Below are 19,339 nucleotides of genomic sequence, written 5' to 3' on the forward strand. Positions count from 1 at the left end.
ATGAACCGCCTCATCCTGAAGTACGGCCGTCCCGTTACTGTTGCCATACTGTTGATCTTCGCCTGGGTCATCTTCCGGCGGATCGTCAACGGCGACGAGATCATGCCCTTGGCGTTAGCCGCGGTCATCGTCTGGGGGCTGGGTACGCCGGCTTTCATTTTCTTTTGGCCGCGGCTTACGGTCCATGGCTACAAGAAGGCAATTCTCAAGCATGGTCTTGGGCAAGGCCCGATCCCTGTCAACACGCTGTATGCCGTGCCTGGAACGTCGTCCCCTTCGGCCTCCCATGGGAGCCTCATGGCGACCGGAGCCGATGATCTTCTCTACATCGGCGGCTGGCTTGACTTGGGCAACGGGCCGCAAGTTCTGCACGTTCCAGACATGGCCGAACGCTACTTCAGCTTGCAGTTCACCGACCCGTCGACGAGCGCCAACTTTGCCTACGTCGGCAAACGGACCACGGGAACCGAAGTCGGTGACTATGTTCTCAGCGGGCCGGGTTGGAAGGGGGCGGTGCCCACAGGCATGACGCAGATTTCCTCACCAGCCAATTCAGTACTCGTCATTGGCCGTGTGTTCGTCGAGAACGACGACGATCTGCCGGTCGCTTACTCGCTTGCGAAGCAGATACAGCTGGCCGCGCTGAGGCCGTAGCAGTCACCAAACCCACAGTTCGCATCGGCGATCAAGACTGGCACCGGACAACGTTCTTCCTCAGAGGAGCTGACTGCAGGGCGAAGGGGTCAAACCAGCTAGATGCCGATTGTTGAGATTCACAGCCGAACAGCTTGGCCGATCAACCGTAAGGGCGAATGTGCGAGAAGGCAGCAGGGGAGATTCCCTGCAGTTCGCGATCGAGATCGCACAGCAGCAGAGGAGCCTTTCACGGGAGCAGATCATGGAGGCCATCGCGCGCCGCGGGCGTCGACCAGAAAATCTGTAGACGCGGCTAGAGAACGTGAAGGGTCACAGCGTTCGGAGAGCCGTCGTTTCCCCCTGACGGGCGTCGGAAGTGCCGGCCGTTATGGCGACCAGAGCGCACATGGCTTTAACCGCATCCTCGTTGGAAAGCCCGTTGTCATGGCACAGCGACCGCCACGTCCAGAATGAAATAGCGTGGCCCATGATGGCGCCGAGCCGGCCGGTCCTGTCTTGCTGTGAAAACGGTTCGCAAAGGACATCGCGGAAGTAGGCGTTGCGGGTTTCGAGGTCCTCTCGGTGTCCTTTCGGGAGCGCACCCTTGTCCGCATAGATGCGCGTCAGCATGGCCTCGCCGTCGCGATAGAAGCGGTAAAGGTCGGACAAGCCGAACTTCAGCCGTTCCAGGGGATCGGAATGCCCGGACCAGGCGGCAGGGTCCGGAAGCTGCTGCTGTCCGCGCCAGTGCGAGGAGCACGCGGAGAATAACGCCTCATCGTCAGGAAAATGCCGATAGACCGTCAGGCGCGTGACACCGGCCTTCTCGGCGACTCCGGCGATCGTCGTGCGCGCCGGTCCCACCGAACCGTGGAGGGCCACTGCGGCATCGACAATACGCTGCCGTGTGCTGTCCACAAGTTCGGCCCGCCTGCTCATCTGATAGCGGCGGGATTTGGATGAACCATGCTGTTCACTCAAAGTATTGACACCCGTTCTTTGCGGCCGGACAATTTCGATATACACCATTGTATATCCAAATTAGAAAGCGGGCCGGTGATGGACATTGAAGGGGCTCCGCGGCTGACGGTCGTGCAGCCGGGACAAGGGCGGCAGAGCAGCCTCGGAAGCATCGGGGTTGTGTTCAAGCTGCTCGGCGAACACACCAATGAGCAGATCTCGATCGTGGAGCATCCGTTCCCGGTCGGGGCCCTGGTTCCGCCGCACACGCATACCCGTGAAGATGAGTATTCGATCGTCCTTGAAGGGGAGATCGGATTCAGGTCGGGCGAGCGTGAGGCCGTGCTGGGCGCTGGTGGCTACATCACCAAGCCGCGCGGGGAACTGCACACAATGTGGAACGCAGGCAAGGTCCCGGCACGGATGATCGAGGTGATTAGTCCTGCGGGGTTTGAGCATTTCTTCTGGGGATTGGCCGATCAACTCGAAGCCGGGCCACCCGATCCCGAGGCCATCGGCAAACTTGCTGCCAAATACGGGCTTCAGTTCGGGGAAGCGCCGTGGCTGCCGGAGATCATTGCCCGGTATGGCCTGACGCCTCCAATGGGCTGACAGGAACCGGTCATGGGTGTCCTGGCTTCCCTTGAGCGGCCGGAGTTCAGCAGTGCAAGAACCGCGCGGTGGCGGGTGACTCCCGTGGCAGGCATGGCGGGCACGATCATCGCTTTGCACGCGGTGGGCTGGGGTGTTTTGGTTTTCAGCATCGTTCCTCAAAGCCTGCACGTCAGCTCCACACAAATCTTCGGCATGGGGATCGGAACCGGCGCGTACCTGCTAGGAGCACGGCACGCGTTCGACGTCGACCATATCGCAGCCATCGACTGCACCACGCGCAAGCTCATCGGTGAGGGCCTTAGGCCGCTCTCGGTGGGCTTCTGGTTCTCGCTCGGCCACGCCAGCGTCGTCTTCGGACTTTGCGCACTACTGGCAGGAGGAGCACAGTATCTCGGAATCCTCGTCGGTAAGGACGCCTCGCCCCTGCACGAAGCCCTCGGGCTGGCTGGAACCACTATCTCGGGAGTGTTCCTCTATATCCTGGCGGCACTCAACGTGACTCTTCTGATCCGGGTCGTTGTGGACTTCCGCCGGCTTCGGGCTGGCCACCCAGTGCATCCAGAGACCGGATCTCCCACAACGCTGATGGTCCGTGTCCTGCGGCCGGTCATCCGGAGCATCACGCACCCGTGGCAAATGTACTTGGTAGGGCTGCTTTTCGGCCTGGGGTTCGACACGGCGACTGAAGTGGCCCTGCTGGTCATTGCCGGCGGCGCGGCCACAATGGCGCTTCCCTGGTACGCCGTCCTGATCCTGCCAGTGCTTTTCGCCGCCGGCATGAGTCTGTTCGACACGGTGGACGGATGGTTCATGAACCTCGCCTATAACTGGGCGTTCTCGAAGCCGGACCGCCGACTTCAGTACAACGTCGTCCTCACGGGGCTCTCCGCAGCCGTCGCGCTAAGCATCGGAACGGTGGAGCTGATCTCCGTGGTTGTTGCAAAAACCGGAACCATTGGAGGGGCACTGGCGACGATCGGAAGCATCGATCTGACCGGATTGGGCTATGCGATAGTCGGCATATTCGTACTCTGCTGGGTCCTGGCCGCTTGCGCCAGTCGATTGCGCACGGGCAGGAAAGCGCCTATCCGAACCAGGCCCGCTTTTAGTACGCCGAGCCGGACAATGAAACCTTGATGCGCCGGGCCTCGGCAACAGTCCGCTATAGCGCCCATCAGGAGTGTCCCGATTCCAAGGTTTTCTCGGGGTCCGACGGGATTCGCCGCCGGGCCCAACCTGATCGAGGTCGGCCCTGATCGAGGCCGGCGCCCGCAGCGGTTTCAGCGCAGCCTGCTGAAGAACTCCCGGACGTCGGCGACGAGCAGGTCGGGGGCCTCCATGGCGGCGAAGTGGCCGCCGCGGCTGAATTCGGACCAGTGCACGAGAGTGTGTTCGAGCTCGACGGTGCGCCGGATCGACACATCCATGGGGAACACCGCGACCCCGGTCGGCACTGTGGAACGTTCACTCGCGCCCCAGGCTCCGGCGTGCGCGGTTTCATAGTAGCTGTTGGCCGAGGACCCGGCGGTGCCGGTCAGCCAATAGAGCATCACGTTGGTGAGTAACAGATCCCGGTCCACCGCGTCCTCGGGCAGTTCGGCGGCCGGATCGGTCCACTCCTTGAACTTCTCCACGATCCAGGCCAACTGCCCGACCGGGGAGTCGTGCAGCCCGTGCGCCAGGGTCTGCGGCCGGGTGATTTGGATCATCATGTAGCCGGACTGCTCGGTCTTCAGGTACTGCAGGTGATCCAGCCGCGCCCGCTCGGCCTCGGTCAGCTCGCCCGCCTCGTCCGGGTTGACCTCGGTGAACGCAGAGAGCCCGTTCGCGTGCACGCCGACGACCTTGTCGGGGTTGAGCCGGCCGAGCCCCGGGGAGATGACCGCGCCGGTGTCCCCGCCCTGCGCGCCGTAGCGGTCGTAGCCGAGCCGGCTCATCAGCTCAGCGAAGGCCCTGGTCACCCGGTTGGTGTCCCAGCCAGCCTCGCCGGTGGGTCCGGAGAATCCGCTGCCGGGGATCGACGGGATCACCAGGTGGAACGCGTCCGCCGGATCTCCGCCATGTGCCCTGGGGTCGGTCAGCGGGCCGATGACATTCAGAAACTCCACAATCGAGCCGGGCCAGCCGTGGGTCAGGATCAGCGGCAGCGCGTCCGGCTCGGGCGAGAGGACGTGCAGGAAGTGGATGTTCTGTCCGTCGATCTTGGTGGTGAACTGTGGGTACTTGTTCAGTTCCCGCTCGTAGACGCGCCAGTCGTAGCCATCGCGCCAGTACTCGGCCAGATCCTTGAGGTAGCCCACCGGCACCCCGCGGCTCCAGCCGACATTGGGCAGGTCCGCGGCCCACCGGGTTCTGGCGAGCCGGTCCCGCAGGTCGTCCAGGTCAGCCTGGGGAATGTCGATGGTGAAGGGCCGGATCTCTGTGTTGTTCTCCATGCCGATAACTCTAGGAACCGGTTAGGTCAGATTCAGTCCTAGGACTATGGCAGACTTCAAATCATGTGGGAAACCTCGGTACGGCTGCTGCGACTACTCTCTCTCCTGCAAACCCGACGCGACTGGTCCGGCACCGAATTGGCCGAGCGGCTGGAGATCACTCCACGCACCGTGCGCCGCGATATCGGCCGGCTCCGCGGCCTCGGCTACCCCGTGATGGCCACCGCTGGCACCGCCGGTTACCGGCTGGGCGCAGGCGCGGACCTGCCACCGCTGCTGCTCGACGACGACGAAGCCGTCGCGGTCGCGATGGGCCTGCGCACGGCCGCCGGCGGGTCGATTACAGGCATCGAGGAGACCTCAGTGCGGGCACTGGCCAAGCTCGAACAGGTACTTCCGTCCCGGCTGCGCCACCGGATCAACGCCCTGCAGTCGATGGTCGTGCCGATGGCCAACTCCGGCCCCACCGTCGACCCGAGCACGCTCACGGCCATCGCGGCCGCCTGCCGTGACTCGCTGCGCCTTCGCTTCGACTACCGCACCCACGACGGAACCAGCAGCATCCGCACGACCGAGCCGCACCGGGTGGTGCACGCGGGCCGGCGCTGGTACCTCATTGGCTGGGACGTCGACCGCCAGGACTGGCGCACTTACCGCGTGGACCGCCTCGATCCGCGCACGCCCACCGGGCCCCGGTTCACTCCGCGCACCCCGCCTCACCCGGATATCAGCGGCTATACCTCGCGGGCGATCTCCACGTCGGCTTACCGCTACCAGGCTCGGTTCACCCTGCATGTCAGCGCCGAGACCGCGGCGGAGCGGATTGCCCCCACCACCGGGGCGCTGGAGCCGATCGACGAGCACAGCTGCACCCTGCGGGCCGGTTCCAACTCGCTGGACGAGTTGGCCATCTACGTGACAACCAAAGGGTTCGACTTCCAGGTGCACGAACCCCGAGAGCTTGTCGAGCACGTCAGGACGCTGGCAGCCAGGCTCGCCAACGCGACCGATTAGGCGGTCCAAGACGTCCAGTAGGCTCTGCGCATGCTCGATGAACTCAGGGCCTACCGGCTCTTGGAGCTCCGCGGGTTTCGGAGCTGACACAAGTCGAGGTTCGAGCCGCTAGGGCATGATCTTGTACAGATCGATCACGGTCTCCTCGGGCTGCGCTGCAAACCCGCCATCGATTCCCTGCTGCATCCGGGGAAGGAGGATGCCATCACGGAATTTCTCCCAGCTCTCCTTCGACTCGTGGACGGCCATGATGGTCCAACCTCCCTCCGAGGCGCCCGCTGCGTGGAAGGTCTGCCCCTCGGGCAAGAGCCCTTCCCCCGGGTGGACGGCAGCAATTGATGCCTCGTATTGGTCCTGTGTGCCTCCTGGGAAGAAGTGCACAACTCCATAGCCGTTGGCTTCCATGTCCGCTCCTTGGATGTGGGAATGCATTCAACATGCCAAGCACTAGACCCCATTACTCGGGAAGTCAAGGACTTCGCGTTAGATGCTTTGTTGCTGCCATGGGGGCGGATTCTCCGATGGCAGCAGCACCTGCCATCGCTCTGGATTGGGAGTCGCAGTGTGATTTTCAGTATCAGGCGGAGCGGCTCCTGGCCGTGGATTCGCGAACCACCAGACGGCCGCCCAGGATACGGTTGCGCCGTCTCTCGTATGGTGTGAGCATCGAAGCGGTCAGCTCCTTGAAAGCCGTCCTTCCCAGCTGATAGCTGGGCTGTTCCACGACAGTGAGTCGAGGACGTACCAGGGTGGCCCAGTCCTGATCATCGAAGCCGACCAAGGACAGGTGACCTGGGCAGTCGATACCCATGTCCTGGAGCGCGGCAAAGGCGCCGGCACTCATCTCGGCATCGGTGCAGTAGAGGGCTGTGATGCTGGGTTTGGACTTGAGAAGATAGCGGACTGCGTCTCCAGCGGAGTGTCGCGAATAGGAACTTGAAGCCACTAACGCCGGATCATAACGAATTCCTGCGCCCCGCAGCGCCATGGCGTAGCCCAGTAGGCGGGCAGTTGCGGGGCGCAGAGATGCAGCGACCTCAGGGTGGATCTGGTCAGGTAGCAGCGCTGTCGCTTCCGTGACAATGCCGATGTTCCGATGCCCCAGGTCAAGCAAGTGTTGGACGGCCAATGCAGAGGCTCCAACGTGATCCACTGCCACGTAGGATGCGGATGTGACCTTCGGCGCAGGACGGTCGAGGAGGGTGACAGCAATTCCTTTAGCCTCCAACTCCTCCAGATGGGCTGTGTCCTCATTTGAAACCGGGGCGACAATGACGCCGTCGGCCCTTTTTCCCGCAAGCACCGATACTGCCCGACGCTCCAAGCCCAGTTCCCCTTCGGTGCTGCTAAGGAGCACGTCATATCCCGCTTCACGGGCGGCGGTCGAGATGCCCCTGACGGCGTTGGCAAAAAAAGGATTGCTGATGTCCGGAATGACGACACCCACCGTTGTGGTTTTTCCGGTGATCATGCTTCTGGCCAGGGCGTTGGCCTGGTACCCCAGGGTGTCCGCGGCAGCTTCGACAGCTTGCCGCGCCTTACTGCTGACGGAGCCGTATCCAGCCAGCGCCCGTGCCGCGGTTGATTTTGACACCCCGGCCAGTTGCGCGACGTCGATGATCGTTACTGATTCCGAGACGGGCTGGGCCATAGTCGCGTTCCTCCTTGGTCCCTTGGGATCGTTACCAGACTTTATACCCACTGTAGCCAGCCCCTGTCACGCCGCACCGGCCCTAAGCCCAGAGGCGGCGGACACCTTGCGTCCACCGCCTCTCTGACCCTTGTACGTCCTGCTTGGTCTTCTACTGCCTTACCGGTTCCCACGCTCCCGTGCCCAGGGCTTCGTGCGCAGGATCGTTGGAACCGAAGCGGTCCGGTCGGAAGGATTCAAGTACGGGGGAGGGAGTGCCTGTAAGGATCTCCTCTGCCAGCAACTCCCCGAGGATCAAACCGAGAGTAGCGCCGGAGTGACTGAAGACTGTGTACAAGCCCGGAATCCCTGGAATGGATCCAACCACCGGCAACCCGTCACCTGGGATCGGCTTGAGCCCCGCGGCGACGTGGTGGGCTGTCAGGCGTGGGTTGCCTGCGAGTACCTTTGAAGCCTCCTCCAGCAGGCCCTGCACCGACTCCCGCGGCACAGTGAACGAACCATCGTCCTCGACCAATACCGTCTGCTCTGCCCAGTCCGAGTCGAGCACAAGACGGCCATCGGGCGTGGGGCGCACCGCAACACGCGGGGTGTTAAGCACTGTCTTGACTTCTACATCGACCGGATCGGTGAGAAGCACAAATGCGGCCGTGGTCCTGTCCGGAACCGTGACGCCAAGGGCGGCGAGCTGGGCCGGAACGTCACCGCCGGTAGCGAGCACAACTTCGTCAGCAAACAACCGCGTCCCGCTGCCGAGGATCACACCGACCGCGATCCCATCCTGCACGTCGACCCGCACGTCGCCGGCCTCGCTGATCACATCAGCTCCCGTGGCCACGGCCTCTGCAACCAGCACTGGAATGAAGTCCGGCATATTCACCCAGCCCTCACCGGGGTTGAAGATGGCACCTTCTTCGGCCACGGCCTCGGCATTCACGTCCGGCGCGACTGCTGCTACGTCCGCCTGCTCGACCCAAACCGACTCGTACCCATGATGGCGTTCAAATGCATAGGTATCCCGGAAGGTTTTTCCCGGAGCGGCCCATTTCATGGCGCCGTTGAACTGGATGTAGTGGCGGCTTTCCGGGTGGTGCGCAGTCCAAGTGCGGTAGCGGTCAATGGCCAACAACCGCAGGTAGTGGTATTCGGCCGAGCGGGCACCGGAGGAGTTTAGCCATGCAATCGAACGGCCGGACGCTCCGTTTGCGAGGGACCCGGCGGTCACAAGTGTCACCTGGGCACCGCCGCGGGCGAGATGCAGGGCCGTGGAAGCGCCAAAGATGCCGCCGCCGATGACAATGACGTGCTTCTTGGGAGACGTGGAGGACATGATTCTTTACTTTCTTCGTTCTTCTTGTTGTCTGCTGGCTGCCCGGCTTGGAGTCTCTACGAGAGACCCCTGACGGAGGAGTGGATGTTTTCGATGATCCGAAGCACTTCAATGGATTCGCGCGGATCCACAGGAAGCGGGCCGGTACCTCGGATGGATTCGACAAGTTGCGTGTAAAAGCGCGGATACGCTCCCCGCTCCGCGGGGATTGCTGTTTCCATGCTGCCCGTGCCGAGAATGCCCCACGCTTCTTGGTTTTCGACGCCGAAGGAAGGATCCGTGGGCAGAACCCCGGCAGCGAGGTCCGTCTCCTGGCTGTCCAAACCCCATTTGGTGTAGCCGGCGGAGGAACCGAGGACGTGGAAACGAGGTCCCGTCCGGGCGGCCATGCCGTTCATCCAGAGCCTGGAACGAACTCCCGACTCGTGCAGGAGGGACACGAATGCTTCGCTTTCGCCCCCTTCAGGATTGGGCCCGTGGTTAGCCGTTTCACCGTAGGTGTCCAGGACCGGGCCAAACATCTGGATGGCCTGATCGATCAGGTGGGCGCCGAGATCATGAAGGAGGCCACCGCCTTCGGCCGGAGTCGCTGCATCGCGCCAGTTGCCGAAGCCCTCTGGCCGCCACCACTCGAAACGGGATTCGAAGCTATGGACCTGACCCAGATCTCCACCGCGAATGAGCCTTTTAAGAGTGAGGAAGTCAGCATCCCATCGACGATTCTGGAAGACCGACAACTGCACCCCTGCACCGGATGCCAGATCGAGAAGGTGCTCCCCTTCCTGCGAGGTGGGCACGAATGGTTTGTCCACCACCACGTGCAGACCTTGGGCGATCGCTGCGGACGCGAGGTCCATATGTGTGGAAGGCGGTGAGCACACGGCCACCAGGTCGAAGTCATCCGCGGAAGCAAATATTTCATCCGCGCTGGCAAAAACTCTTGCCGCCGGGTAGAGGCGGGCGGCCTCACCGGCACGCTCTGCATTGGCCGTTACGATGGCGTCCAGGGAAAAGTCCGGGTCCGCGGCAACCAGGGGCGCATGGAAGACTTTGCCCGACACTCCGAATCCAATAATGGCGGTCCGAATCGGTGTTGCAACCATCAGAGCACCGCCGAACGGTTGGGCTGGGCAAGCATGGCTGCCACTGCTGTCGCAGCCGCCTTGCGGACGTTTGGTCTGGTCACTGCTTTTCCAATCATGGATGCGGCCCACCCGGGCTCCGGGATTCTTGAGGCTGGGTTCGGTCCCCTTCGGAGTGAGTGGGACCGAACCCAGCAGGCTTGCATACTGCTAACTCACGGCTGGGGCGGCCGACGGATTGATCGCCGTCTTGCTGTGCTGGAGTGCCTTGGGAAGGGCGAAGACAGTCACGAGCATTGAAATGACGCACGCGATGGTCATGTACCAGCCAAAGGACACGTTGGAACCTGTGATGGAGAACAGCCATACAGCGACGAGGCCGGCCGTGGCGCCGATCAATGATGTTCCGACGTTGAAGTTCAGTGCAGATGCTGTGGACCGTACTTCCGGCGGGAAGCTCAGGACGTAGGCCACGCTGAGCGGGGCAGCAACCAGGTTGTTGATCAACGTGAAACCGATGACGCTGACTGTTGCCAGGAGGATCGACTTCTCGCCGATCGCGAAGAAGGCCGGCACGGTAAGGACAACAAAGAGCCCGTAACCCGTCAGCAGTACCGGACGGGCACCAAACCTGTCGGCGAGGGAGCCGCCCCAAATGCTGGTAATGGGACCCACGGCGTAGGTCAGCATCGAGGCGAGCAATGCCTGGGATGCCGGGAACCCCGCGGTGATCAGTGCTGTTACGAAGTACGCCTGGATTGTGTACGAGCCGATGCGCTGGCCCGCACCAAGACCGATGACCTTCAGCATGTCTGCCCAGTGGTAACGCAGAGCAGTACGCAGAGGGGTTTGCTTGACCTTCTCGGTCGCGGCTTCCTTGAGAACCTTCTGGAACTCAGGTGTTTCACTTACATGGTTACGCATGTAGACACCAATGAACGCGATCGGAATGGAAAGCAGGAACGGGATGCGCCAACCCCAGTCCGCGAACGCGTGGCCGGGCATCGCAACGCTCAAGATGTAGGCGATGCCTGCGGCGAGGAACGATCCCACCGAGGCCGTCGAGTTCAGCACGCCCGCGACGAAGTTGGGCCGACGGCCTTTCTCATGCTCAAAGAGGAAGTTGGCAGCAGTTGTGTATTCCACGCTTGCACCAATGCCCTGCAAAAGACGGGACAGCATCAGCAGTACCGACGCCGCAACACCGATGGCTGCGTAGGTCGGCAGGAAACCGATACCGGCCGTACCGATGCTCATCAGGGCGATGGTCAAGATAAGAACGAATTTTCGACCCTTGATGTCACCGAGCGGGCCGAGGATCAGCCCCCCGATGGGTCGGATGGCATACGAGAGGACGACGCCGATGTACACGGCCAGGAGGGCGGCGGTCGAATCGCCGGAGGGGAAGAACTGGGTTGAGATGATTGCTGCCAGGGTCCCATACAACGTGAAGTCGTAGTACTCGACGACGTTGCCGAGCATGGTCGAGATGAAAACACGACGCCGGGTGGCTGCAGCCACGGGGGCCGTGACGCTGGCTGTATTTGCCATGTTATTTCCTAGGGGTGAGGGCGGACTCCGAGTGTCCGCTGGTGATTTGACTGAACTGCTCTGGGTAGACCTCCCGGGCGAATGCCTCTGAAATCTTTCCCTCTGCGAGGTCTCGGGCGACCTCATCCACATTCCTGAGTTCCGGTGGGCCGTAGCCTCCGGCTCCGGCTGTTTCGATCGCTACGCGATCGCCGGTCTGCAGGACCGTGTATCCGTGGTTGATGGGCTGTGCCCCCTCGCTGAGGACCGCCCGCGCGCCCTCACCGGCCAGTCCGCCGTCGAGTCCCCACGGACGGGATTTTTGACGGCTTGTATCGAGCCAGAAATGAATGTCGGGGTCTTCAACACGAACTGCACGGCGGATGCCGAGGCCGCCGCGGTGTTCCCCGCCGCCGCCGGAGTCTTGAATCAGTTCGTAGGCATCAATGACAAGTGGGTACTCGGCCTCGAGGCTTTCGACCGGCAGGTTGGAGGTGTTGGTCATGTGGACTTGGACACCGTCCATGCCGTCCTTGCTAGCGCGGGCCCCGCATCCGCCGCCGATGGTCTCCAGATAGACGAACTCTCGCCCCGTGCGGGAGTTCCGTCCGGAGAAGTGAACACCGGTGTTGGCGCCATTGCTTGCTGCGGTTACCCGCTTGGGGACGGCCGTGGCCAACGCGCCGTGGATGAGGTCAACGATCCTCTGGCATGTTTCGCTGCGGCCGTTGACCGCTGCTGGTTCCTGGCAGTTGATGATGGATCCGAGCGGCGCCTCGATTTTCACGGGCCGGTACAGGCCCGCGTTGGGGACGATGTCGGCGTCGATCAGACTCTTGAGCGAGTAGTAGACCGAGGCGTACAGCGCAGTCCAGACGACGTTGACGCTTGCTCGGACCTGCGGGGGATTTCCGTCGAAGTCGAACGAAATGTTCTCGCCGTCGATCACGATACGCACTTGGAGTTCCAGCTCGTCATCCAGTTCCGGGCAGTCGAACTTGTCCCGGAAGGAGTACTCTCCGTCCGGCATGGCCGAAATGGCTGCCCGGGTGCGGCGTTCGGTATAGTCGAGCAGATCTTCGCCTGCCTGAACCATGACTTCCCGGCCGTAGCGATCGCAGAGGTCCTTGTAGCGCTGGCATGCAAGGCGATTTGCGGCCTGTTGTGCCCGCAGGTCTGCCTGCCGCTCGTGCGGGACCTGGCAATTCAGGAGAATCAGGTTGAGCATCTCCTCCTGCAGCACGCCTTGACGGATAAGACGGACCGGCGGGATGCGCAGGCCTTCCTGGAAAATGTGCGCATGACCGCGGTCGCCGAAGTCGGCGTGGTGGGCGAGGTTTGCCGCCCAGGCGGTCAAGATACCATCGACGAAAACCGGCGTGGCCAGAACGATGTCAGGCAGGTGCGATCCGCCGCCGCTGAATGGATCATTGCCGATGAAGGTGTCACCGTCTTTGATCTCGTCCAACGGATAGCGGCTCAGGATGCCGTCCACGATGCCCATCAGTGAACCGAGGTGCAGGGGCGATCCGCCTTCGTCCTGGGCAATGCCCTGCCCTTTGGCGTCGAAGAGGGAAGCCGTGCAATCCCGGCGTTCCTTAATGTTGGTGGAGTAGGCGGCGCGGACAAGCGTTTCGCCCATTTCCTCGACGACGGTCGCAAGCGCGGAGCCGATGACTTCTGCAAGAATGCTGTCGAGCTGTTGCGTGGTTTTGTTATTCATTGGGGCTCCTTCGGATTTCAATGACGAGGTTGCGCACGTCGTCGACGACGCAGACATCGGAGGGAAGCAAGAGGGTGGTGGTGTCCATCTGTTCGATGACGGCAGGTCCCACGATGCGGTGGCCGACGTCGAGCAAGCGCCGGTCGTAGACCGGGCATGAGACGTAATCGCCTTCTTCGGCAAGGTAGACGTCACGACGGGCGACGACAGCGTCCTGCGCCTTCCGTCCGGTGGCGGCAGCGCGTACGATCTCGGCACGGGGGACGTCTGCGATGGCCTGAAGCCGGAAGGTCACCGCCTGCACGGCCTCATCGTGGGCACTGTAGCCGTACATGCGGTCGTGCGCGCGCTGGAAGCCTTCGATAATGCCGGCGATCGCTGCGGCATCGATGTCGCCTTCGGGGAGCTCGACAGGAAGTTCATAGTTCTGCCCCGCGTACCGCATTTCCAGCCGACGGACGACGCTCCGGCGTTCTGTTTCAATCCCTTCCTCATCAAACCAGTCCGAGGCATGGTCGGAGAGTTCAGCGAAGATCTTAGCGATGTCTTCCGCATTATCAGGGGATACATGCGTGATCTGGGTGCGCATGAAATCGCTGCGAATATCCGTCATGAGCAGCCCGAGCGCGGACTGGGCGCCCGGCGTTTCCGGCACCACGACGCGGTCCACACCCAGCTCAATGGCCAGCCGGGAAGCATGCAGAGGCCCGGCGCCACCGAACGGGACAAGGGCGTAATCACGGGGATCGTAACCTCGCTGCACCGAGATGACACGTATGGCCCGTGCCATGTTCGCCGTGACTACCCGGATAATGCCCTGCGCCGCCTCCGGAACGCTCATGCCAAGGGGATCTGCAATAGCCTTGACCGCCCTGTGGGACGCCTGTGCGTCGATCTTCAGCTGGCCGTCCAGGAGATACTCCGGATTGAGGACTTGGAGAACCACGTTGGCGTCCGTCACGGTGGCATCCTGTCCGTTTCCGTAACAGGCCGGGCCGGGGAAGGCACCGGCGCTCGCCGGGCCGACCTTGAGGTGGTTACCACTATCGATCCAGGCAATTGAACCGCCGCCAGCACCAACGGTGTGGATGTCCAGCATGGGGGACCGGATCGGACGGCCGTCCAGCTCCATGCCGGAAGTGACCTTGGGTTCGCCATTCTGCACAAGGGAGACGTCAGAGGACGTGCCACCCATATCGAACGTGATGATGTCCGGGCTACCTGCCGCGCTGGTAATTGCAGCGGCGCCCACAACACCGGTGCTCGGTCCGGAGAGAACCAGACGGACCGGCATCTTCTCGGCCGTTGCGAAGGGGATAATTCCACCGTTGGACTGGGTCACGTGCGGGATGCACTTCAGCCCGTTCTCGGCAAGGCGCTGACGCAGGCGACCGAGATAGTTTGCCACCACAGGGCCGATATAGGCGTTCGTGACGACGGTGGAAAGGCGTTCGTATTCACGGAACTCGGGGAGAACGTCACTGGACAGGGACACATACGCCTCAGGGAATTCCTCAGCGATGACAGCAGCTATCTGCTGCTCGTGCTCTGGCCGTAGGTAGCTGTAGAGGAGGCAGACTGCAATGGATTCAACCTGCTGTTCCTTCAGTTCCCGCACGGCAGCCCGGACTTCATCGAGGTCCAGAGGCGTTTCGATGCGTCCGTCGTGGCGTACGCGCTCGGTCACTTCCAGACGAAGGTCACGTGGAACGAAAGGCTCCGGCTTGTCGGCCTGCAGATCGTAGAGGTGCGGGCGCCGACCGCGTCCGAGTTCCAGCAGGTCCCGGAAGCCCTTGGTGGTGATAAGCCCTGTGCGCACGCCGCGCCCAGTCAGCAGTGCGTTCGTGCCCACTGTGGTGCCGTGCGCGAGGTAGGTAACCTCCTCGATCGAGCGCCCGCCCATTTGTTCGAGCAGTTCCTGGATGCCGAGCACAATTGCGCGTCCGGGATCGTCGGGTGTCGATGAGACCTTACGGACGTGTACTTGTCCGTTCGCCTCGTCGAACGCACAAAGGTCGGTGAAGGTACCACCGGTGTCTACGCCGATTCTGAGAGTCATGATCTTCCTGTCATCTGATTTCGCTTTTGCCCGAAGGGGTCAGTCGGCGACGCCGGCCAAGATCCACTAGTGGGGGACGGATGCGGTAGTTGCGACTTTGGGGAACGTTCCCAAATCTGCTCAACAAAATTCTAGGGACGTGATGCAGGCCACGTCAATACCCTTTTTTGATGTCACTTTTGAGCGATTCCGTACCGGTGAGAAGCAGCCCCGTCTCCTGAGGTCCGCGAGGGGAGACTGCCCGGAACCTGGGAACTCATCCGGAATCCCTTGACGTCGACGGTGCAGGGCGCCTAATCTCAATGAATCTTGGGAACGTTCCCTAAAAGTTCGCTTCACGAGGAGAGAGCGGCGAGAGTGATGAAGAAACACAAGCCGAAGTCGCCAGTAAGACTAAGGACGGGAGAGCACTGCCATCTGAGCGGTTGGTGGCGGTCCGAGAGGGATGACTTAGTTGGCACCGCTTGGGCCAACCTCACCCCCGTGGAAATCGAGTATTACAGTTGATGTATGGCTGCCAGCCGCAATCCGCTCGATGACCTGCGCGAAACCATCGGCCACTTGGCCAATCAGCTCAAGCTGCCCGGTTCGGAACGCGTCGATGACCTGGTGGGCGATCTCATCGGCGCCAGGCCCGGGCCGGCCCGGCCGCTGTCCGAGGTGCAGGCCGAACTCGACGCGCTGGTGGGACTGGAAACCGTGAAGGAACAGGTGCGGGGCCTGGTCGCATTGCTCCAGGTTCAGGCCCGCCGCAAGGCGCACGGACTTCCGGAGGTGGCCACATCCCAGCATCTGGTGTTCCTCGGAAACCCGGGCACAGGCAAGACGACCGTGGCGCGACTCCTGGCCGAGATGTACCGCGCGGTCGGTCTGCTGCAGAAAGGACACTTGGTCGAGGTCGACCGTTCGGGCCTGGTGGGGCAGTACGTGGGTGCGACCGCCATCAAGACGGACCGGGTGATCCGGCGGGCGCTGGACGGCGTCCTCTTCATCGACGAGGCCTACGCACTGGCCCCGGAGGACGGGAGGACGGACTTCGGTCCCGAAGCGATCGAGGTTTTGCTCAAGCGGATGGAGGACCACCGCCACCGCCTGGTGGTGATTGTGGCCGGGTACCCGCGGCTGATGGAATCCTTCTTGCTCTCCAACCCTGGACTGCGCTCCCGGTTCGCTCGCGAGATCACGTTCCCCGACTACTCCGTCGACGAACTCCAGACGATCTTCCACCAGATGCTGGCCCAACACGAATACACGCTGGAGCCGGGAGCGRACCAGATGCTGCGCCGCATCCTTATCGGGCTCCACGCGGGCGAGGACTCCGGCAACGCACGGTTCGCCCGCACGCTGTTCGAGCAGGCGCTCAACCGCCAGGCGCTGCGGCTCTCGCTCGACGAGGAACAAAGTCTCGACGCGCTTGATCGTGAGGCCGTCATGACGCTCACTGCGGACGACATCGTCGAGGCCGCACTGGCCTTGGGTGAGGTGCCGGAGCCGGAGCCGGAACCGACGCCGGGACGGGAACAGTCACGCTGGTGGCGCTGGTTGGTCTGACCGGACCTCGTTTTGCAGCTTCGTCGCCTACAACCAGGTTGTTTACGACCAGCGCATATCGTCTTCTTCCAGGACGATGTGGACTGCTGCTTCCTCCGCCGATGCACCGGCACCGTCTAAACCGTGGTCTTCCGCCCAGTAATCCGTTGCCGGATCGAAACTCTCTGGGGAGCCGGCCCATGTCAGCCGGCCAGCTCGCACAGAACCGACCTGATCGTCGATAACCTCGCCGTCTGTGTCGGTGGTGTCGCCGATACCGTCTCCGAGCACTTCTTCTGTCTCTTCGGGGATCTCTCGGGCAAGCCGGGCGGATAGCGGTTCCCGGGACCTCGCCTCGCTCAATGTGAAGCCCCAGGAGAGGTCAGCCGGGCGCCAATCCAACGGCGAGTACCCGGTTTCGTTGATCTCGTCTCCGAGTTCATCGGCGTCGAGGCTCTCATCGGGCGGAAGCAGGCCGAAGTTCTCGGCCTGGTCCTCGAAGCCGTTGCCGTCGAGGTGGTCCATCAGGTTCCTCCGAACGCGGTCTGGCTCTCGCGCTGCGGAAGCTTCCATCCTGGGCGGGGGTAGTGGCAGGTGTAGCCGTCTGGGTACTTCTGGAGGTAGTCCTGGTGTACTTCCTCTGCTTCCCAGAAAGCTCCGGCCGGTTCGACCTCCGTGACGACTTCGCCGGGCCAAAGTCCTGACGCGTCGATATCTGTGATGGTGTCCAGCGCGATCTGCCTCTGCTCTTCACTGGTGTAAAAGATGGCGGACCGATAGCTGCGGCCCATATCATTCCCCTGCCGGTCCGGGGTCGAAGGGTCGTGGATCTGGAAGAAGAACTCGAGCAGATCCCGGAAGGAGAGGATGTCGGGATTGAAGACAATCTCAACGCTTTCGGCGTGGTTACCGTGGTTGCGGTAGGTGGCGTTTGGTGTGTCGCCACCGGAGTATCCGGTTCGGGTGGAGATCACACCCGGCTTCTTTCGGAGCAGCTCCTGGGCGCCCCAGAAGCAGCCGCTCGCGAGTATCGAGCGGTCGCGGCTCATGATTCTTCCTCCGTGGCGAAAAGCCTGCGAAACTGCCCATATCCAGCTGCCTCGAGCTGCTCCAAGGGTATGAAGCGCAACGCGGCCGAGTTGATGCAGTAACGCCAACCGCCGTCGGCGGCTGGGCCGTCATTGAAGAGGTGACCGAGGTGGCTGTCACCATGCTTGGAACGCACCTCGGTCCGGACCATGCCGTAGGTGTGGTCCTCATTCAGGACGATATTGCTTCGGTCAATAGGCGCCGTGAAGCTGGGCCAACCTGTGCGGCTGTCGAATTTGTGGAGAGACGTGAAGAGCGGCTCTCCGGAGATGATGTCGACATACAGGCCGGCGTCGTGGTTGTCCCAGTACTCGTTCCGGAACGCCGGCTCCGTCGCCGCTTTCTGGGTGACGTCGTACTGCTCGGGAGTGAGTTTCGCAACTTTGTCACGATCTCTGCTGTAGTCGGGGGTGGACATTGGATCCTTCTTTCCTGTGGGGTGGTTCCAGACCGTGGGCAAAAGCCCAAGTCGGCATGATCGATCGGAGTGATCGTCTACTTCGCACGCGTGAACGCAGTCAGCTTTCTCTCGGGACCGCTGACTGGCGCGGGCTGCACTCAGTCCTCGCTCGGCCCGGTGCCGTGGACGATGTCTCCATTGAGTCCGTCGGGGTAGAAGCCGCCGGAGGTGCCTGATTGGGCGCCGAGGTAGACGATGTTGAGGATTTGCGCTGCGCTCCGGCCAAAGGTCCGGCCGTATGCGTCGGTTGGAACGAGGTTGGCCACGTCCCGGTTGCCGAGGTCCTGGTCATCGTCTCCGGGGCCGCTTACCGTGTTGCGGAGCGCGGAGATCTTGTGCACGACCTCGAACACGGAGTCGTCCGCGAGTCCTTCGCTGAAGAGGGTGGCACGGACGATTCCGGCGTGGTAGGCCTCCGTGGCCAGCAGGCCGGCTGCAGCGTCCAGGTAGGTCTTGTTCGAGATGAACGGTGCTGCCCCTTTGAAAGCGGTGACTCCCACGTCTTCGAAGAGGAAGGCGGCGAAGAGGAAGTTGCGGTCGTTGGCGTATGCGTCGAAGATCTGTCCGGGCTCGATCAACCCGGCAGCGGTGGCTGCAGCAGTGAAGCTGTGGTCGAGGGAGATGCGTGGCCGTGCAACGGCCGCGCCTCCGAGTGCGCTGCGGAGGAACGCGACATGGGCCTGCTCGTCCATGGCGATTTCGCGGGCAATGTTCTTGATCAAGGGACTGCGGAAATCGACCTGCCGGCCACCATAGACCTGGCCGGGAGTCCCGATCCCTCCCACCATGTCTTCGGGAAGTCCCTGCCCGGTTGCGCCACGAAGGTAGAACTCGGCCTCAAGGTACTCAAGGTTGAGGGCGAAGTTCAGGATGGAGGCATCGCTGGGCCCATCCTCAACTGTAGTAGCCGGCCCCGCGTTGGTCCCGGCTTCGGCAACCATGGCGGCCAATTTGACACGGTCCTGTGCGGTCTCTCCGCTGGCGTTAATGGCGTCGCTAATAAAACGGTTCTCAGACATCTGACTCCCTTACCCTTCTTTGAATCCGGTCATGCCCAAGGGCGACCGCTGACGTGCTCGAGGTGGCTGTCGAAACACTCCAACAGTTCTACCTTAAACAGGACGAAATAGTCCAGAGATTGATGCGCGCGTGAAGTCGGCCGATGGATCCTGGGAGATCGCCCGCACCTGTACCTGTGGACTGCGAACTGCGTACTGCCCTGAGA

The 19,339-nt window shown here is 62.3% G+C and carries 18 protein-coding genes; 5 read left to right on the forward strand and 13 right to left on the reverse strand.

Annotation, left to right across the window (positions count from 1 at the left end):
- Complete coding sequence (locus AB4Y87_RS14615) at positions 1-654, forward strand: DUF1254 domain-containing protein (protein ID WP_442005049.1); 654 nt, start codon at positions 1-3, stop codon at positions 652-654.
- 312 nt (positions 655-966) lie between these two features.
- On the opposite strand, the gene AB4Y87_RS14620 is transcribed toward AB4Y87_RS14615, so the two are convergent.
- Positions 967-1,617, reverse strand: a complete 651-nt coding sequence (locus AB4Y87_RS14620; RefSeq protein WP_442005050.1) for a TetR/AcrR family transcriptional regulator — start codon at positions 1,615-1,617, stop codon at positions 967-969.
- Here AB4Y87_RS14620 and AB4Y87_RS14625 point away from each other — a divergent pair.
- Both AB4Y87_RS14625 and AB4Y87_RS14630 read left to right on the forward strand, forming a co-directional pair.
- Positions 1,603-2,208, forward strand: coding sequence for a cupin domain-containing protein (locus AB4Y87_RS14625; protein ID WP_442005051.1), 606 nt, complete (start codon positions 1,603-1,605; stop codon positions 2,206-2,208). The genes AB4Y87_RS14620 and AB4Y87_RS14625 overlap by 15 nt on opposite strands.
- A gap of 12 nt (positions 2,209-2,220) precedes the next feature.
- On the forward strand, positions 2,221-3,348 hold the full coding sequence (locus tag AB4Y87_RS14630; RefSeq protein ID WP_442005052.1) for a HoxN/HupN/NixA family nickel/cobalt transporter: 1,128 nt from the start codon (positions 2,221-2,223) through the stop codon (positions 3,346-3,348).
- Between the two features lie 143 nt (positions 3,349-3,491).
- Here AB4Y87_RS14630 and AB4Y87_RS14635 read toward each other — a convergent pair whose 3' ends face one another.
- On the reverse strand, positions 3,492-4,646 hold the full coding sequence (locus tag AB4Y87_RS14635; RefSeq protein WP_442005053.1) for an epoxide hydrolase family protein: 1,155 nt from the start codon (positions 4,644-4,646) through the stop codon (positions 3,492-3,494).
- Between the two features lie 63 nt (positions 4,647-4,709).
- Here AB4Y87_RS14635 and AB4Y87_RS14640 point away from each other — a divergent pair, with 63 nt between their 5' ends.
- Positions 4,710-5,660, forward strand: a complete 951-nt coding sequence (locus AB4Y87_RS14640) for a helix-turn-helix transcriptional regulator (protein WP_442005054.1) — start codon at positions 4,710-4,712, stop codon at positions 5,658-5,660.
- A 108-nt stretch (positions 5,661-5,768) separates the two neighbouring features.
- On the opposite strand, the gene AB4Y87_RS14645 is transcribed toward AB4Y87_RS14640, so the two are convergent.
- The 7 genes from AB4Y87_RS14645 to AB4Y87_RS14675 all read right to left on the reverse strand — a co-directional run bounded on the left by AB4Y87_RS14645 (position 5,769) and on the right by AB4Y87_RS14675 (position 15,035).
- Positions 5,769-6,065 carry a hypothetical protein gene (locus AB4Y87_RS14645; protein ID WP_442005055.1) on the reverse strand — a complete coding sequence of 99 codons (297 nt, stop codon included), beginning with the start codon at positions 6,063-6,065 and terminating at the stop codon, positions 5,769-5,771.
- Positions 6,066-6,237: 172 nt separating this feature from the next.
- Positions 6,238-7,311: a LacI family DNA-binding transcriptional regulator gene (locus AB4Y87_RS14650; RefSeq protein ID WP_442005056.1), complete on the reverse strand. Its 1,074-nt coding sequence runs from the start codon at positions 7,309-7,311 to the stop codon at positions 6,238-6,240.
- Positions 7,312-7,462: 151 nt separating this feature from the next.
- Positions 7,463-8,641: an NAD(P)/FAD-dependent oxidoreductase gene (locus AB4Y87_RS14655; RefSeq protein WP_442005057.1), complete on the reverse strand. Its 1,179-nt coding sequence runs from the start codon at positions 8,639-8,641 to the stop codon at positions 7,463-7,465.
- Between the two features lie 56 nt (positions 8,642-8,697).
- Entirely contained in the window at positions 8,698-9,744 is a 1,047-nt protein-coding gene (locus tag AB4Y87_RS14660) for a Gfo/Idh/MocA family oxidoreductase (protein ID WP_442005058.1), read from the reverse strand.
- A 189-nt stretch (positions 9,745-9,933) separates the two neighbouring features.
- Positions 9,934-11,274: an MFS transporter gene (locus AB4Y87_RS14665; RefSeq protein ID WP_442005059.1), complete on the reverse strand. Its 1,341-nt coding sequence runs from the start codon at positions 11,272-11,274 to the stop codon at positions 9,934-9,936.
- A 1-nt stretch (position 11,275) separates the two neighbouring features.
- Complete coding sequence (locus AB4Y87_RS14670; RefSeq protein ID WP_442005060.1) at positions 11,276-12,976, reverse strand: hydantoinase B/oxoprolinase family protein; 1,701 nt, start codon at positions 12,974-12,976, stop codon at positions 11,276-11,278.
- Positions 12,969-15,035, reverse strand: a complete 2,067-nt coding sequence (locus tag AB4Y87_RS14675) for a hydantoinase/oxoprolinase family protein (RefSeq protein WP_442005061.1) — start codon at positions 15,033-15,035, stop codon at positions 12,969-12,971. Before AB4Y87_RS14675 ends, AB4Y87_RS14670 begins: the two co-directional genes overlap by 8 nt.
- A 510-nt stretch (positions 15,036-15,545) precedes the next feature.
- Here AB4Y87_RS14675 and AB4Y87_RS14680 point away from each other — a divergent pair.
- Positions 15,546-16,586, forward strand: a complete 1,041-nt coding sequence (locus AB4Y87_RS14680; RefSeq protein ID WP_442005062.1) for an AAA family ATPase — start codon at positions 15,546-15,548, stop codon at positions 16,584-16,586.
- A 42-nt stretch (positions 16,587-16,628) separates the two neighbouring features.
- On the opposite strand, the gene AB4Y87_RS14685 is transcribed toward AB4Y87_RS14680, so the two are convergent.
- From AB4Y87_RS14685 to AB4Y87_RS14700, 4 genes are all read right to left on the reverse strand, one after another.
- Positions 16,629-17,090 (reverse strand): DUF5709 domain-containing protein, encoded by a 462-nt coding sequence (locus AB4Y87_RS14685; protein ID WP_442005063.1) that lies wholly within the window; start codon positions 17,088-17,090, stop codon positions 16,629-16,631.
- Entirely contained in the window at positions 17,090-17,614 is a 525-nt protein-coding gene (gene msrA, locus AB4Y87_RS14690; RefSeq protein ID WP_442005064.1) for a peptide-methionine (S)-S-oxide reductase MsrA, read from the reverse strand. The genes AB4Y87_RS14685 and msrA overlap by 1 nt, the downstream gene beginning before the upstream one ends.
- Positions 17,611-18,072 carry a peptide-methionine (R)-S-oxide reductase MsrB gene (gene msrB, locus AB4Y87_RS14695; protein WP_442005065.1) on the reverse strand — a complete coding sequence of 154 codons (462 nt, stop codon included), beginning with the start codon at positions 18,070-18,072 and terminating at the stop codon, positions 17,611-17,613. The genes msrA and msrB overlap by 4 nt, the downstream gene beginning before the upstream one ends.
- A 140-nt stretch (positions 18,073-18,212) precedes the next feature.
- Positions 18,213-19,133: a ferritin-like domain-containing protein gene (locus AB4Y87_RS14700; protein WP_442005066.1), complete on the reverse strand. Its 921-nt coding sequence runs from the start codon at positions 19,131-19,133 to the stop codon at positions 18,213-18,215.
- Positions 19,134-19,339: the final 206 nt, after the last annotated feature.

Source organism: Paenarthrobacter sp. RAF54_2 (assembly GCF_052113945.1).
In the GTDB taxonomy this organism is placed as follows: domain Bacteria; phylum Actinomycetota; class Actinomycetes; order Actinomycetales; family Micrococcaceae; genus Arthrobacter.